Origin of the sequence: Myxococcus sp. CA051A (assembly GCF_013336705.1) — a bacterium.
Classification (GTDB): Bacteria; Myxococcota; Myxococcia; order Myxococcales; family Myxococcaceae; genus Myxococcus; species Myxococcus llanfairpwllgwyngyllgogerychwyrndrobwllllantysiliogogogochensis.
This window is the reverse complement of sequence record NZ_JABUMS010000001.1, coordinates 227,687-240,534: the sequence shown is the minus strand read 5'-3', so window position 1 is coordinate 240,534 and position 12,848 is coordinate 227,687. Positions and strand designations below refer to the sequence as shown.

At 69.2% G+C, this 12,848-nt stretch carries 13 protein-coding genes; 6 read left to right on the top strand and 7 right to left on the bottom strand.

Going from position 1 to position 12,848, the window contains the following annotated elements; translation table 11 throughout:
• Positions 1-38: 38 nt before the first annotated feature.
• From HUA74_RS00885 to ftsE, 4 genes are all read right to left on the bottom strand, one after another.
• Positions 39-899 (bottom strand): alpha/beta fold hydrolase, encoded by an 861-nt coding sequence (locus HUA74_RS00885; protein ID WP_141642857.1) that lies wholly within the window; start codon positions 897-899, stop codon positions 39-41.
• A gap of 76 nt (positions 900-975) precedes the next feature.
• Positions 976-2,100 (bottom strand): murein hydrolase activator EnvC, encoded by a 1,125-nt coding sequence (locus tag HUA74_RS00880; RefSeq protein WP_174453041.1) that lies wholly within the window; start codon positions 2,098-2,100, stop codon positions 976-978.
• Positions 2,097-2,999 (bottom strand): ABC transporter permease, encoded by a 903-nt coding sequence (locus HUA74_RS00875; RefSeq protein WP_141642859.1) that lies wholly within the window; start codon positions 2,997-2,999, stop codon positions 2,097-2,099. The genes HUA74_RS00880 and HUA74_RS00875 overlap by 4 nt, the downstream gene beginning before the upstream one ends.
• Positions 2,996-3,688: a cell division ATP-binding protein FtsE gene (ftsE, locus tag HUA74_RS00870; protein ID WP_141642860.1), complete on the bottom strand. Its 693-nt coding sequence runs from the start codon at positions 3,686-3,688 to the stop codon at positions 2,996-2,998. Before ftsE ends, HUA74_RS00875 begins: the two co-directional genes overlap by 4 nt.
• A gap of 137 nt (positions 3,689-3,825) precedes the next feature.
• Here ftsE and HUA74_RS00865 point away from each other — a divergent pair, with 137 nt between their 5' ends.
• Positions 3,826-5,283 carry a DASS family sodium-coupled anion symporter gene (locus HUA74_RS00865; RefSeq protein WP_371817179.1) on the top strand — a complete coding sequence of 486 codons (1,458 nt, stop codon included), beginning with the start codon at positions 3,826-3,828 and terminating at the stop codon, positions 5,281-5,283.
• 64 nt (positions 5,284-5,347) lie between these two features.
• Here HUA74_RS00865 and HUA74_RS00860 read toward each other — a convergent pair whose 3' ends face one another.
• The gene (locus tag HUA74_RS00860; protein WP_141642862.1) at positions 5,348-5,908 is read right to left on the bottom strand and encodes a nickel-dependent hydrogenase large subunit; all 561 of its coding nucleotides are present in this window, start codon (positions 5,906-5,908) and stop codon (positions 5,348-5,350) included.
• A gap of 245 nt (positions 5,909-6,153) precedes the next feature.
• Here HUA74_RS00860 and carF point away from each other — a divergent pair, with 245 nt between their 5' ends.
• Complete coding sequence (gene carF / locus HUA74_RS00855; protein ID WP_141642863.1) at positions 6,154-7,020, top strand: plasmanylethanolamine desaturase; 867 nt, start codon at positions 6,154-6,156, stop codon at positions 7,018-7,020.
• A 117-nt stretch (positions 7,021-7,137) separates the two neighbouring features.
• Here the strand turns inward: carF and murI are convergent, their stop codons facing one another.
• On the bottom strand, positions 7,138-7,953 hold the full coding sequence (gene murI, locus HUA74_RS00850; protein ID WP_174453039.1) for a glutamate racemase: 816 nt from the start codon (positions 7,951-7,953) through the stop codon (positions 7,138-7,140).
• A 113-nt stretch (positions 7,954-8,066) separates the two neighbouring features.
• On the bottom strand, positions 8,067-9,374 hold the full coding sequence (locus tag HUA74_RS00845) for a hypothetical protein (protein ID WP_174453038.1): 1,308 nt from the start codon (positions 9,372-9,374) through the stop codon (positions 8,067-8,069).
• 170 nt (positions 9,375-9,544) lie between these two features.
• Between HUA74_RS00845 and HUA74_RS00840 the strand changes: the two genes are divergently transcribed.
• The 4 genes from HUA74_RS00840 to HUA74_RS00825 are packed head-to-tail and all read left to right on the top strand — an operon-like array spanning position 9,545 to position 12,822.
• On the top strand, positions 9,545-10,255 hold the full coding sequence (locus HUA74_RS00840; protein ID WP_141642866.1) for a MotA/TolQ/ExbB proton channel family protein: 711 nt from the start codon (positions 9,545-9,547) through the stop codon (positions 10,253-10,255).
• 12 nt (positions 10,256-10,267) lie between these two features.
• Positions 10,268-10,741 carry a protein TolR gene (gene tolR / locus HUA74_RS00835; RefSeq protein WP_141642867.1) on the top strand — a complete coding sequence of 158 codons (474 nt, stop codon included), beginning with the start codon at positions 10,268-10,270 and terminating at the stop codon, positions 10,739-10,741.
• A 3-nt stretch (positions 10,742-10,744) separates the two neighbouring features.
• Positions 10,745-11,530, top strand: coding sequence for an energy transducer TonB (locus HUA74_RS00830; protein ID WP_174453037.1), 786 nt, complete (start codon positions 10,745-10,747; stop codon positions 11,528-11,530).
• On the top strand, positions 11,527-12,822 hold the full coding sequence (locus HUA74_RS00825) for a DPP IV N-terminal domain-containing protein (protein ID WP_174453036.1): 1,296 nt from the start codon (positions 11,527-11,529) through the stop codon (positions 12,820-12,822). Before HUA74_RS00830 ends, HUA74_RS00825 begins: the two co-directional genes overlap by 4 nt.
• Positions 12,823-12,848 lie beyond the last annotated feature (26 nt).

Sequence of the window (12,848 nt, the reverse complement as noted above, 5' to 3'; positions counted from 1 at the left end):
GGTGAGGCTCGAAGGGCGGCCCAGTCTATACCCGGCCCTCAGAGGCTCGACGCATCCGCGAAGCGCACCAGGTGCGACACCAGCTCGTCCGGACGCTCCATCTGCGGCACGTGCCCGAAGCCCTGGACCACCCGCACCTGCGCGTGCGCCGGCAGGTGGGCACGGAACCAGTCCAGGGAGCGTGACGGCAACAGCCGCTCGCTGCCACCCCAGAGGAACAGCACCGGCATGGACAGCTTGCGCACCGCTTCTGGCTCCAGGCTGAGCCGGGTGGACATCGCCTCGGCGGTGAGGGCCTTCACGGTGGGTGTGTCATAGAAGCGGCGCAGCTCGGTCGCCAGGAGCAGCGCGGGCAGCGGGGCCTGGTGGAACAGGCGCCTCGTGAAGGCGCGGGCCTCCGCGGGCGTGCCCACCTTGAAGGAATTGAGCAGCGCGGTGCTCTCCTCCACCGGCAGCTCCGCGCCCGCCGGAGCCACCAGCACCAGCGCGCGCACCCACTGGGGATACTCCGACGCGAGGCTCACCGCCATCGCTCCGCCCAGCGAGTTGCCGACGACGAAGGCCGGCTCCTTCACCTCCTGCTCCACGAAGGCGCGCAGCACCTCGAACTGGTTGCGCACGCAGACCTGCCCACCGCAGTACTCGGTGGAGAAGCCGTGCCCTGGCAGGTCGGGCGCGACGACTCGCGAGAAGCGCTTCGCCAGGCCGAAGAAGGTGCGGCCGAAGCCATTGGCCGAGCCGCCCAGTCCGTGCACCAGCACCACCGGCGGCCCCTTCCCCTGCCCCTTCAGCGAGTAGAAGTGCACCGACTGCCCCCCGACATCGACTGTCGAGGACTGGACACCTCGCGCCACCAGCACGCGCCGTACCGCCTTCTGCATTCCGCCCATGAGGTCCATGCGCTCGCCTGCTCCTCTCGTGGTGGGAGTCTGTTGCCTCAGGATAACAAGGCGCGAATCGTTTCGCCGCAACGCGTCATGGCACAGGGGCCAGCCAGGGCCCGGGGTCGACGGCCTGCCCGGACTTTCGGACCTCGAAGTAGAGGTACGAGCCCTTGAGCGAGCCCGTGTCTCCCACTTCGCCCACCACCTCGCCGGTGGCCACGGCGGCGCCCAGCTCCAGGGCGATGACGGACAGGTGGGCCATGAGCGTGTGGTAGCCGTCGCCGTGGTCGACGATGAGCAGGTTGCCGTAGCCCCGCAGCGAGCCCGCATAGACGACGGTGCCATCGGCGACGGCGACCACGGGTGTCCCGGTGGCGGCGCGAATGTCGAGCCCCTTCTGCACGGTGACGGTGTTGAAGCGCGGGTTGACGACCTTGCCGAACGCCACCTCGATGATGCCGCGCGTGGGCTGTGGCAGCTTGCCGCGCAGGGCTCCGAAACCATGCGTGGCGGGGGCTTCCTTCAGCTCGCGCACCACCTGGGTCAGCTCCGCGTCCGCCTGCTCCAGCTCCTTCACCGCGCGACGGGCCAGCTCGGCCTCGCCCGCGAGCGAGCCCACCACTTCCTCGAGCGCCTCGTGCTGCGCGCGGGCCAGCCGCTCCTGCTCCTGGAGGAAGGTGACCCGCGCGGCGAGCGAGGTCTGGAGCCGCTTCAGCTCGAGCGTGGACTGCCGCTGTAGGTGGGCCACGCGCTGCACGCCGCGCAGCAGGTCCAAATCGCCCGACATGCTCGCCTCCAGCGCGCGGGCCCGCCACACCAGCGCGGCGAAGTCCTCCGCCGACAGGAGCACCTCCAGCGGCCGCCGGCGCATGACGCGGTAGAGGGTGCGCAGCCGGGGGGACAGTCGCCGCAGTTGCACGCGCAGCGCCTCGCGCAGCAGCACCTCCTCGCGCTCGGCCAGGATGACGCGCTTGCGGAACACCGCGAGGTCCGCCTCCAGGGCCCGCACGCGCCGCCGGGAGAAGGCGACCATCTCCTCCATCAGCTCCAGGCCCTCGAGCACCGTGAGCTTCTTCGACTCGACGAGCGCCAGCGTCGCGCGCTGGGCGGCGAGCTTCTCGCGCAGCGCGGACTGCTCCGCCTCCTCCAGCTTCTGCGCGTGCGCGGGGAGGCCGGCCAGCACCAGCGCCAGGGCGAGGACGAAGGAGCGGCTCATACGCGCAGGAAACGACCCACCGCGACGAAGCTGCCGCCCAGCCCCAGGCCGCACCCCGCGCCCACCAACTCCAGCACCAATCGCGGCTCCACCCACGGCGCGGCGACACCCGGGCCCAGGAGGAACGCGAACAGCGAGCCCAGCGTGGGCCCCACCAGCCGACCAAAGGCCCACAGCCCGAGCAACGCCACACCCGCGCCGAGCAACCCCTGGAGCAGTCCCTCCAGCAGGAAGGGCGCCTTGACGAAGCGGTCCGTGGCGCCGACCAGCTTCTGGATTTCAATCTCCTCGCGCCGCGAATAGATGGCGAGCTGGAGCGTGGCCGCGACGATGACCACGGTGGCGCCCAGAACGACGACGAAGGCCACCAGCGCGCCGAAGCGCAGGGCCCGGGCGATGGCCGTCAGTCGCTCCACGGCCTGCTCTCCGTAGTCCACGCCGGACACCCCGGGCAGCGCGCGCAGCTCCTTCGCCAGGGCCTGGAGCGCCTCGGGCGTGCGCTGCTCTGGAGGGACACGCAGCTCCAGCGCCGCGGGCAGCGGGTTCTCCGGCAGCTCCGACAGGGCCTCGCCCAAGTCGCCCAGCTCGGTGCGAAGCCGCTCCAGCGCGGCATCCGGAGGCACCAGCGTCACCTGGCCCTGGCTGAGCTCCTCGACGCGGGCGCGCACGCCATGCGCCTCGTCCTGTCCCAGCTCCGGTGCCAGATACACCGTGACTTCGACTTCGCCGCCCAGCGACGCGAGCAGGTTGTCCAGCACCCGGGCGCTGCCCCGCGCGAGCCCCGCGGAGAACAGGGCGATGGCGATGGTGGTCACCGCGATGAAGTGCACGAAGGGCGAGTGCTTGAGCCCCACCGCCGCCGAGCGCCAGAAGTACCGCGTCTTCGCCAGCGCGCTCATACCACCATCCGTCGCGCCGCCTTGACGCCGTCCTCGTCGGAGACAATCTGCCCGCGCTCCAGGCCCACCGTGCGCTTCTGGTAGCGCGACAGCAGCGTGGCGTCGTGCGTGGCCACCACCACCGTGGTGCCTCGAATGTTCACCTGGGTGAGCAGGTCCATGATTTCGACGGTGAGCGCCGGGTCCAGGTTACCGGTGGGCTCGTCCGCCAGGAGGATGGTCGGGTCATTGACCAGCGCCCGCGCGATGACCACGCGCTGCTGCTCTCCACCGGAGAGGCGCAGGGGGAACGAGTCCGCCTTGTGCTCCAGACCCACCAGCTTCAGCATCCGCCGCACCTTGTCGCGCGCTTCCGCGCGCGGCACGCCCAGCACGTCCAGCGTGAAGGACACGTTGTCCTCCACCGTCCGGTGCGGCAGCAGCTTGAAGTCCTGGAACACGACGCCGATGTTGCGGCGCAGGTACGGCACGGCGGACTCACGGATGCGGGCGATGTTGCGGCCCCCCACCAGAATCTGCCCCTTGGTGGCTTTCTCCGCGCAGAAGATGAGCTTGAGCAGCGTCGTCTTCCCCGCGCCGGAAGGGCCCGTGAGGAACACGAACTCGCCCTTCTCCACACTGAGGTTGATGTCCGAGAGCACCGGCGGATCGCCGGGATACGCCTTGTAGACGTGGAAGAATTGAATCATGGCGCGGCGCGGGAGAGCGCCAACCTACCACGGCCGGGCGGGAGCGCCCCACGCACGCCGGGCCGCAGCCGGGGCTTTCCCCTCCCACCCCCGGCGCCACCTGTGCGACGGTGCCACGACTTATGAGCGAGCAGGCCGTGCGGCGTGCGACAACGGGACAGTGGGTGGGACGCATCGCCGGGCCCGTGGCCGCCGCCCTCATCTACGGGATTCCCTCCGGTCTCCACACCCTGCCTGGCCTGGACCACCGCCCCGCCGCCGCGGCCGCCGTCGCCGCGTGGATGGCCCTCTGGTGGTTCACCGAGGCCGTCCCCATGGCGTGGACGGCGGTGCTCCCCGTGGCGCTCTTTCCACTGCTGGGCGTCTTCGACACGGACAACGTCGCCGTCGCGGTGGGGCGCGCCACCCTGCCCTTCCTGGACCCCTACATCTTCCTCTTCATGGGTGGCATGGCCCTGGGCGCGGGCATGGAGCAGTGGGGCCTGCACCGGAGAATCGCCCTGCTCATCATGCGCGCCGTCGGCACCGGGCCGGAGCGGCTGCTGTTCGGCATGCTCGCGGCCACCGCCGCCGTGTCGCTCTGGATTTCCAACACCGCCACGGCGGTGATGATGGTGCCCATTGGCATGGCGCTGCTCTCCCAGCTCCGCGCCGCGGAAGGACGCCCCCTGGAGCACTTCGGCGCGGCGCTCATGCTGGCCGTCGCGTACGGCTCCAACATCGGCGGCATCGGCACCAAGATTGGCAGCCCCACCAACTCCGTCTTCGCGGGCGTGGTGTCGCGCCGGCTGGGCACCGACGTGGGCTTCGTCGAGTACATGGTCGCGGCCCTCCCCTTCGTCCTCATCTTCCTGCCGCTGACGTGGGCGGTGCTGTGGAGGTGGGCCCGTCGCGACAAGATGGGCCCCGGCCAGGGCGGGGACGTCATCGACCGCGAGCTGGCCCAGTTGGGCCCCCTCTCACGGGGGGAGCGCACGGTGGGCCTCGTCTTCTTCGTGGCGGCGTTGCTGTGGATTTTCGGCGACCCGCTGCGCCAGGTGCTCGCCGGCCCCGTGGCCCACGCCTTCAACGGCTTCAAGCTGGGGGGCAAGCACTACGAGGCCATGGTGGCGATGGTCGGCGCGCTGACGCTGCTCGTACTGGGGCGTCTGTCCGTGGCAGCCCTGCGGCGCGTGCCCTGGGACACGCTGCTCCTGCTGGGCGGCGGCTTCGCGCTGGCGGCGGGCATCGAGGCCAGTGGCCTGGCCTCGTGGATGACCTCACGGCTGTCCGGCCTGGAGTCGCTGCCAGTCCTGGTGCAGCACGGCGTGGTCGCCAGCGCCACCATCCTGCTGTCGGCCATCGCGTCCAACACGGCCACGACGAACGTCATGCTCAACGTGCTGCCCGCCTCGCGGCCCCTGCTGGCGGTGAGCACCTTCGCGGCCTCGTGCGACTTCGCCCTGCCCGCGGGCACGCCGCCCAACGCCATCGTCTTCGGCAGCGGAGTGGTGCGCCTGCCGGTGATGATGCGCGTGGGAGTGCTGCTGGACCTGCTCGCCGCCGCGGTGCTCATGGTGTACGGAGCCACGTGGGTGCGGTGGGTGCTGCCCTAGCCTGGAACTGTCGACTGGCCGACACCGCGCTCCCGGGGCGAGACGCCACCGGGGAGCTGGGGGGCTACTGGTCGCCTTCTCCGGCGAGGTAGCTGAGGATGACCTCGTCGAGGCTCTTCTCGGAGATGAGGTCCTCTCCGAACAGCGTCTCGACGCCGACCTCGTTGATCTTCGGCTTCTCCTTCAAGGCGCGAGCAGCGGCGACCTCGGGGGGGAGCGCGGGAGGCAGGGGCGCGACGGGAGCGACGACGACCGGCTTGGGCGCCATCGGCTGACCGGGCTGCAGCTTCGCGTGGGCCTGTTCAGCCTCCGAGGCCAGCTGACCGGGCTGATAGTGCCGGACCGTGGACTCGAAGTTGTCGTACACGTTGTTGATGAGGTTGCGCAGCATCTCCTTGTGCTGCTCCTCCATCAACTCACGGACGACCTCCGCCAGATTCTCCGCGTTGAGGATGTCCGAGTAGGACGTCTTCTTGGACGCGAGGATGTTACCGCCCACGAACAGGTGGGTGATGATGTGGGGATTGTTGACGCCCGAGTCCTCGGTCTGGACGTGGTAAACCTTCCCCTTGTGCTTGATGTTGTGGTTGAAGCCGGTGACGGCCTTCTCGAAGGTTTTCGTCATTGCCGAGTGGGCGGACCGTACCAGCCGCTTCCCCACGACACAAGGTAAGCGTCAACCCCGCATGTCGCGCCAGGGGAGCCTGGCCGCTGACCCCGCGCATTTCTTGCGGACGACGCCCGCCTGCCATGCAGCCCACCCTTCATGTGAGAACGCGACCCCGGTCCGTTGAAAAGCCGAAAGCGGCTGGGGTACGTACAGAACATGCGGTGCGGTGGTCAGCGGCGCCAACGTCCAGGACTCCACGGATGAAGAAGACGAACGAGATCAAGAACAAGGTTCGCCTCCAGGACGCCCAGGTCCTGGCCGGAGGCTACTCACCCGCCATCCGCGCCATGGAGATTGGCGCCATCGTCAGCTTCATCGCGCTGGAGCTGTTCCTGGTGTACCGGCTCTACAACAACCCGCATGGCGGCCCGTGGCTGCTCCTGGGCGCGGTGCTGTTGGGCTACCTCGCCGCGGACTTCGTCTCCGGCTTCGTCCACTGGATGGGCGACACGTGGGGCTCCACGGAGATGCCGATTCTGGGCAAGGCCCTCATCCGCCCGTTCCGCGAGCACCACGTGGACGAGAAGGCCATCACCCGCCACGACTTCGTGGAGACCAACGGCAACAACTGCCTCATCTCCCTTCCCGTGGCCGTGGCCGCGGTGTCCATGCCGCTGAGCAGCTCCGGCTGGGTGTTCTGCGCCAGCTTCCTGGGCGCGATGATCTTCTGGGTGATGGCGACCAACCAGTTCCACAAGTGGTCGCACATGGACTCGCCGCCGGCCATCATCGGCTTCCTGCAGCGCGTGCACCTCATCCTGCCGCCGGCGCACCACCGCATCCACCACACCGCGCCCTTCAACAAGTACTACTGCATCACCGTGGGCTGGCTGAACTGGCCGCTCAACCTGGTGCACTTCTTCCCCCTGGCGGAGCGCCTCGTGACGCGTGTCACCGGCCTGGTGCCGCGCGAGGACGACATCGGTGACGAGGCCGCCCGCGCGCTCGTGGAGGCCCAGGTCGCCGCCGAGGCGCCCGTCGTCCAGGCCGCCAAGGAGCTGCTCACCAAGGCCACCACGCCGGAAGAAGCCCCGCCCGCCACGGCCACCACCCGCCCATCCGCCTGAGCCGGCCCACGGGCGGAAGACGCCCGTGTTCCGATGACTCGAGCGAGGTCCACGCGATGGACCGCCGAGGGGTGAGGCCCGCGTGCCGCGCGGAGCGCCTCCCCCGACGCCAGGGACTCAGAACTTCAGGTCGACCTGCTCGGCGGCATCGATGGGCCTGCCGAGGAACCTCGCCCCCACTTCCATGAAGCGCTCGGGAACGTCGGTCACGTAGTACGCGTGAGACGGGGCACGCGTCGTCGCGGGCGCCAGCAGCTCCTTGCGAGCCAGCAGCGCCGCCACCGCCAGCGCGGTGGCCTCCGCCGAGTCCACCAGCGCGACCTGGGGCCCCACCACCTCCGCGATGACGCCCTTGAGCAGCGGGTAGTGCGTGCAGCCCAGGACGAGCGTGTCCACGCCTTCCCGGGCGAACTCCCCCAGATACTCACGCGCCGTCAGCAGGGGCACGTCGCCCGTGGTCCATCCCTCCTCCGCCAGCGGCACGAAGAGCGGACAGGCGCGGGCCTTCACCCGCACCCCGGGGTTCGCCGTCTCCAGGGCGCGCTGATAGGCCCCGGAGCGGATGGTGCCCGGCGTACCGATGACGCCCACTCCGCCGCCTCGCGTGCGCTCCAGGGCCGCCTGGGCTCCTGGCTGGATGACGCCCACCACCGGCACCGGCAGCGCCGCCTCCAGCGCGGGCAGGGCCGCGGCGGAGGCCGTGTTGCACGCCACCACCAGCAGCTTGATGCCGCGCTCCAGCAGGAACTCCGCGTTCTTCAGCGAGTAGCGCGTCACCACCTCGCCGGACTTGGTGCCGTAGGGCACCCGGGCCGTGTCCCCCAGATACACGGTGCTCTCGTGGGGGAGGTGCTCCATGAGGGACTTGAGGACCGTGAGCCCTCCGACACCTGAATCAAATACGCCAATGGGACTGTGGCTGCCTTGCCGCATGTCCGGTGTCCCTATCACGTTTGATGCCAACGCCACGGGCTCCCCGCAACGCGAAGAGGGCCGAGGCACGTGGCCCCGACCCTCTTCTTCACCCCACGAGCGAGCGGGCTCGACTACGGGAACAGCGACACCAGCGCGGCGCTGCTCGCTCCCGGGAATACGTGGCCATCGACATTGATGAACACGCTGTCGTTCACCGAGAAGTACTCCGTGCCGTTGCCGGCCTTCGCGTACATCTCCACCTCGTAGCGGCCCGGGCGGAGGAACTCGTAGACCACCGGCGCGTCGTTGCAGCCGTGCCGGTCACCGACGATGCCGTACACCAGCTCCCCAGTGAAGACATCGCGGAAGTTGATGGCCACCTCGGTGATGCCCGCCTGCGAGCAGCTCAGCGCGGAGCCACCGGCGCGCAGCTCCCACTTGATGGACGCCCCGCCAATCACCCACATCGGGGCCAGCACCTGCTTCGTCTCGCCGGACTGAATCGAGAACTGCGCGCTGTAATAATACCAGGGACGGTTCTGCCCATCGACGGCCACCAGCTGCAGGTCGTGGTTGCCGGCGTTCAGCGTGGGCGTGGTGACGCTGGCGCCCGAGCTGCCCTCCGAGCAGCTGAAGCGGACCCATTCGCCCCCATCGATGCGGGCCTCCACGTGCGTCACGCCGGCCTGCCCGCAGCCCAGCCTGCTCGACCCCTCCACGAACTCCCAGCGGATGGTGGCGCCGCTGCTCGTGGTGCGAAGGGTGGCGGTGTACGACGTCGGCTCGCCGTAGCGGGTGGAGAACCGCCCGCTGTGGGCGTACAGCGTGCGCTGCTGCGAGTCGAGGGCGACCAGCTCCAGGTCGTGCTCACCCGGGTCCAGGTACGGCGTCTTCACGCTGTTGCCGCCATGGCCCGCCGTGCAGTCGAAGCGCGCCCACTGCCCACCATCCACCCGGGCATCCACGAAGGCCACACCCGCCTGGTTGCAGTTCGGGTTGCCGCTGCTGGAGTTCGCCGGGAACAGCCAGTTCACGTACGCGAAGGACGGCGGGGCGCCCAGCGGCGCGAGGTCGATGCTCACCGTCACGTCGCCATCCACGCGGAAGGTGCCGCTCGCCTCGTAGAGCACCTCGTTGGTGTAGCTGATCGCCTCCACGTTGAAGCTGTAGATGCCCGGCGCGAAGTCGTGGAGGACGATGCCGTCGAAGCCGTTGGCCTGACACGCGTATTGGCCGTCGTTGGCCAGCCGCTCGCCGGGAATCGTGATGTTGACGCCCTTGATGTCGCGGTCCTCGTCGCAGCGCAGTCCGCCGAAGGTCCAGCGGAACGTCGCGTCGCCCGGGTAGATGGGCTCGTCGTAGTCGTCTTCGCCGTGGATGATGCAGCCGGTGGAGACCGCCGCCAGGCAGAGGAGAGCGACCAGCAGTCTGGAGTTCATGGGGGGCAACCTGTCCGTGGGGTGTTGAGGTGTTCGGCCCGTTTCAGTCACCTCTGACGACCCTCTCCGGGAATTATTCATCCGTACGGCCAAGCAACTTCAAGCAGGCAACCGGCCCCCGTCCCCGTTTGTTTGACCCAGTTGTAGCGGAGTGTTACGCGCTCCACCTCATGACGCCCCACCTGCCCCTGGCGCTTGGCGCCATGAACTACGTGGAGATCATCCGCGACGCTTCCTTCATCGAGCTGGCCGTCCTGCTGCTCCTGATGGGTGTCTCCGTGGCTTCCTGGGCCCTCATCGCCATGAAGGCCACCCAGCTCGCCAAGGCCCGCGCACAGTCTCTCACCTTCCTCGACACCTTCTGGAAGGCGTCCCGGCTGGAGGCCATCTACCAGACGGCCCAGAAGCTCGACGCCTCGCCCCTGTCCAAGGTCTTCTGCGCCGGCTACGAGGAGCTGTCCAAGCTGGCCCAGGCCAAGGAAGGCGGCGCCGAGGGCGCCATGGCGGAGCGGCTGGGCGGAATCGAGAACGTGGAGCGCGCGCTGATGCGAGCCTCCACGTCGCAAATCACGGAGCTGGAGGCGCGGGTGTCGTTCCTGGGCACCGTCGGCGCGGCCTCGCCCTTCGTGGGCCTGTTCGGCACCGTCATCGGAATCCTCAGCGCCTTCAATCAAATCGCCGAGCAGGGCAATGCGACATTGGCCACGGTGGCGGCGCCAGTGGGCAACGCGCTGTTCGCCACGGCGGCGGGCCTGTTCGCGGCGATTCCGGCCGTGGTCGCCTACAACTCGTTCGTCAGCCGCATCAAGGTGTTCGACACGGAGATGTCGAACTTCTCCGCGGACTTCCTCAACATCATCAAGCGTCACTTCTTCCGCTAGGCGGGCGCGACCATGGGAATGGGCGGAGGCAATCGCAGTGGTGGCCGCACCACGATGAGCGAGATCAACGTCACGCCCATGGTGGACGTGATGCTGGTGCTGCTCATCATCTTCATGGTGACCGCGCCCCTCATCCAGCAGGGCGTGAAGGTGAACCTGCCGGAGACCAAGGCCGCGCCCGTGGAGGCCACGGAGAAGAAGGTGGTCCTCTCCATCGATGCGGGCAAGAAGGTCTACATCGGCGACGCCGAGGTGCCCCTGGAGGAGTTGGAGGCGAAGCTCGCCGCCAACGCCAAGGTGCAGGCCGATAAAGAAGTGTTCCTCCACGCCGACCGGGACGTGCCCTACGGCACCGTCGTGGAGGTCATGGCGGCCGCGCAGCGGGCGGGCATCAACAATGTGGGGATGATCACGGACCCTTCCACGGGGGCCAAGACGTCCAACACCTCGTCGACCTCGAAGAAGCCGAAGGAGGCGAAGCGCTAGCCCATGCACTCCGCGGTGAGCCACAGCCTGCTCGTCAATCGCTCCGCGCGGGTGTCGCCGTTCGTCATCGCGTCGGTGGTGGGGCACATCGCCCTGCTGCTCGCCGCGGTGCTGTATGCGCGCTTCAACGCATCGCCCCCGGTGGACCTCACGGCGCAGCCCATCCGCGCCACGCTGGTGCGCCTGGGCAAGCCCCGCGACGCCAAGCTCCTGCCGCGCAAGGAGCAGCCGCCACCGCCGCCCAAGCAGGTGAACGCGCCCAAGCCCGCGCCTGAAGCGCCGCCTCCGCCGTCCTCCGCCGCCGTCGCGGTGCCCATCCCCGGCGTCAAGCCGGAGCCCTCCTCCGCGCCCAAGCCCACGCCCGTGAAGGGTGAGAAGGAAGGCGAGGACCGCCGCAAGCGGCTCTTCGGCGCCTTCGACAAGACGGCCAAGGCGTCGCCGGATGAAGAGCCCGAGGGCGCCGAGGATGGAGACGCGGACGGCGACTCGGCCACCGCCGAGGGCGAGCGCTACTTCGGGATGCTCCAGGCACAGGTGCGGCGCAACTACAGCGTCGCGGACACCATCCCCGAATCGGAGCGTCTGCACCTCAAGGCGCTCGTCGCGCTGCGCCTGGGCCGCGCGGGCGAGGTGCTGGACGTGAGCCTCACCAAGCCCAGTGGCAACGATTTGTTCGACGCGGCGGTCCTCAACGCCGTGCGCAAGGCCTCACCCTTCTCGCCTCCTCCCGACCACCTCCGAGACGCGCTGCAGAAGAACGGCGTCAACCTGATGTTCAACGCCCTATGAAAGCCCTGCTCCTCTCCCTCGTCCTCGTGCCGCTCGCGGCATTCGCCCAGACGCCGACCATCGAAATCTCCGGCGCCAACTTCCGCCCGCTGCCCGTGGCGGTCCCCGCGCCCATCACCCAGAACGAGGGTGCCAAGGCGCAGGCCAACACGTTCGACACGGCGTTCAACTTCGACCTCGTGGCCTCCGGCATCCTCCAGGTGCTGGACCGCAAGAGCTTCACGGCCGACCCCAAGGAAGGCATGGCCGCCGGCACCATCACCTTCAGCCGCTGGGCGGACGTGGGCGCCGAGGCGCTCGTCAAGGTGTCGCTCGCGGACGACGCGGGCACGCTGCGCGGCGAGCTGCGCCTGTTCAACGTGGGCACCGGCCGCGAGGACCTCAAGGTCGCCAAGGACGCGCCGGCCAACAACCCGTCGCTGCTGGCCCACCGGCTGGCGGACGCGCTGTACCGGCACTTCACCCGCGAGCCCAGCCCCTTCCTGTCGCGCATCACCTACGTGCGCAAGGCGGGCAACAACCGCGACGTGGTGGTGGCGGACTGGGACGGCGGCAATCCCGTGTCGCTCACCAAGGGCGGCATCAACATCCTCCCCTCGCTGAGCCAGGACGGCGCGCAGGTGGCGTACACGTCCTACCGGAAGAACCGGCCGGACATCTGGGTGCAGCGTCCGAGTGGCGAAGCCCGCTCGGTGGTCTCCGCCGGGCAGATGGCCACCGGTGGCGCCTTCTCTCCGGACGGCAAGCGCCTGGCGTACTCGCTGGCCGAGGGAGAGAGCGCGCAAATCTACGTGTCCGGCGCCGACGGCAGCGGCGCGAAGGCCATCACTGACACGCCCTACGGCCTCAACACCAGCCCCGCGTGGTCGCCCGACGGCAAGCGCATCGCCTTCGTGTCCAACCGGGGTGGCAGCCCTCAAATCTACATCATGGGCGCGGATGGCTCGGGCGTGCGGCGCCTCACCTTCCAGGGCAACTACAACCAGACGCCGGACTGGTCTCCGCGCGGCGACCTCATCGTCTTCACCGCGCGCGACGAGCGCAACGCGTTCGACCTGTTCACCATCCACGTCGAGTCGGGCAAGGTGACGCGCCTGACGCAGGACCAGGGCAACAACGAGGAGCCCGCCTTCTCGCCCAACGGTCGGCTGGTGCTCTTCTCCACCACCCGGGCAGGCGGCTCGCAGCTGTTCGTGATGACGGCGGACGGCAACAACCAGCTCCCCCTCCGGGCGGAAAAGGGCACGCTGTTGACGCCCGACTGGGCGCCGCTCGCGGACGCGCAGCCGTAGGACTCGTGGCGCGTTGACAGGGGGCG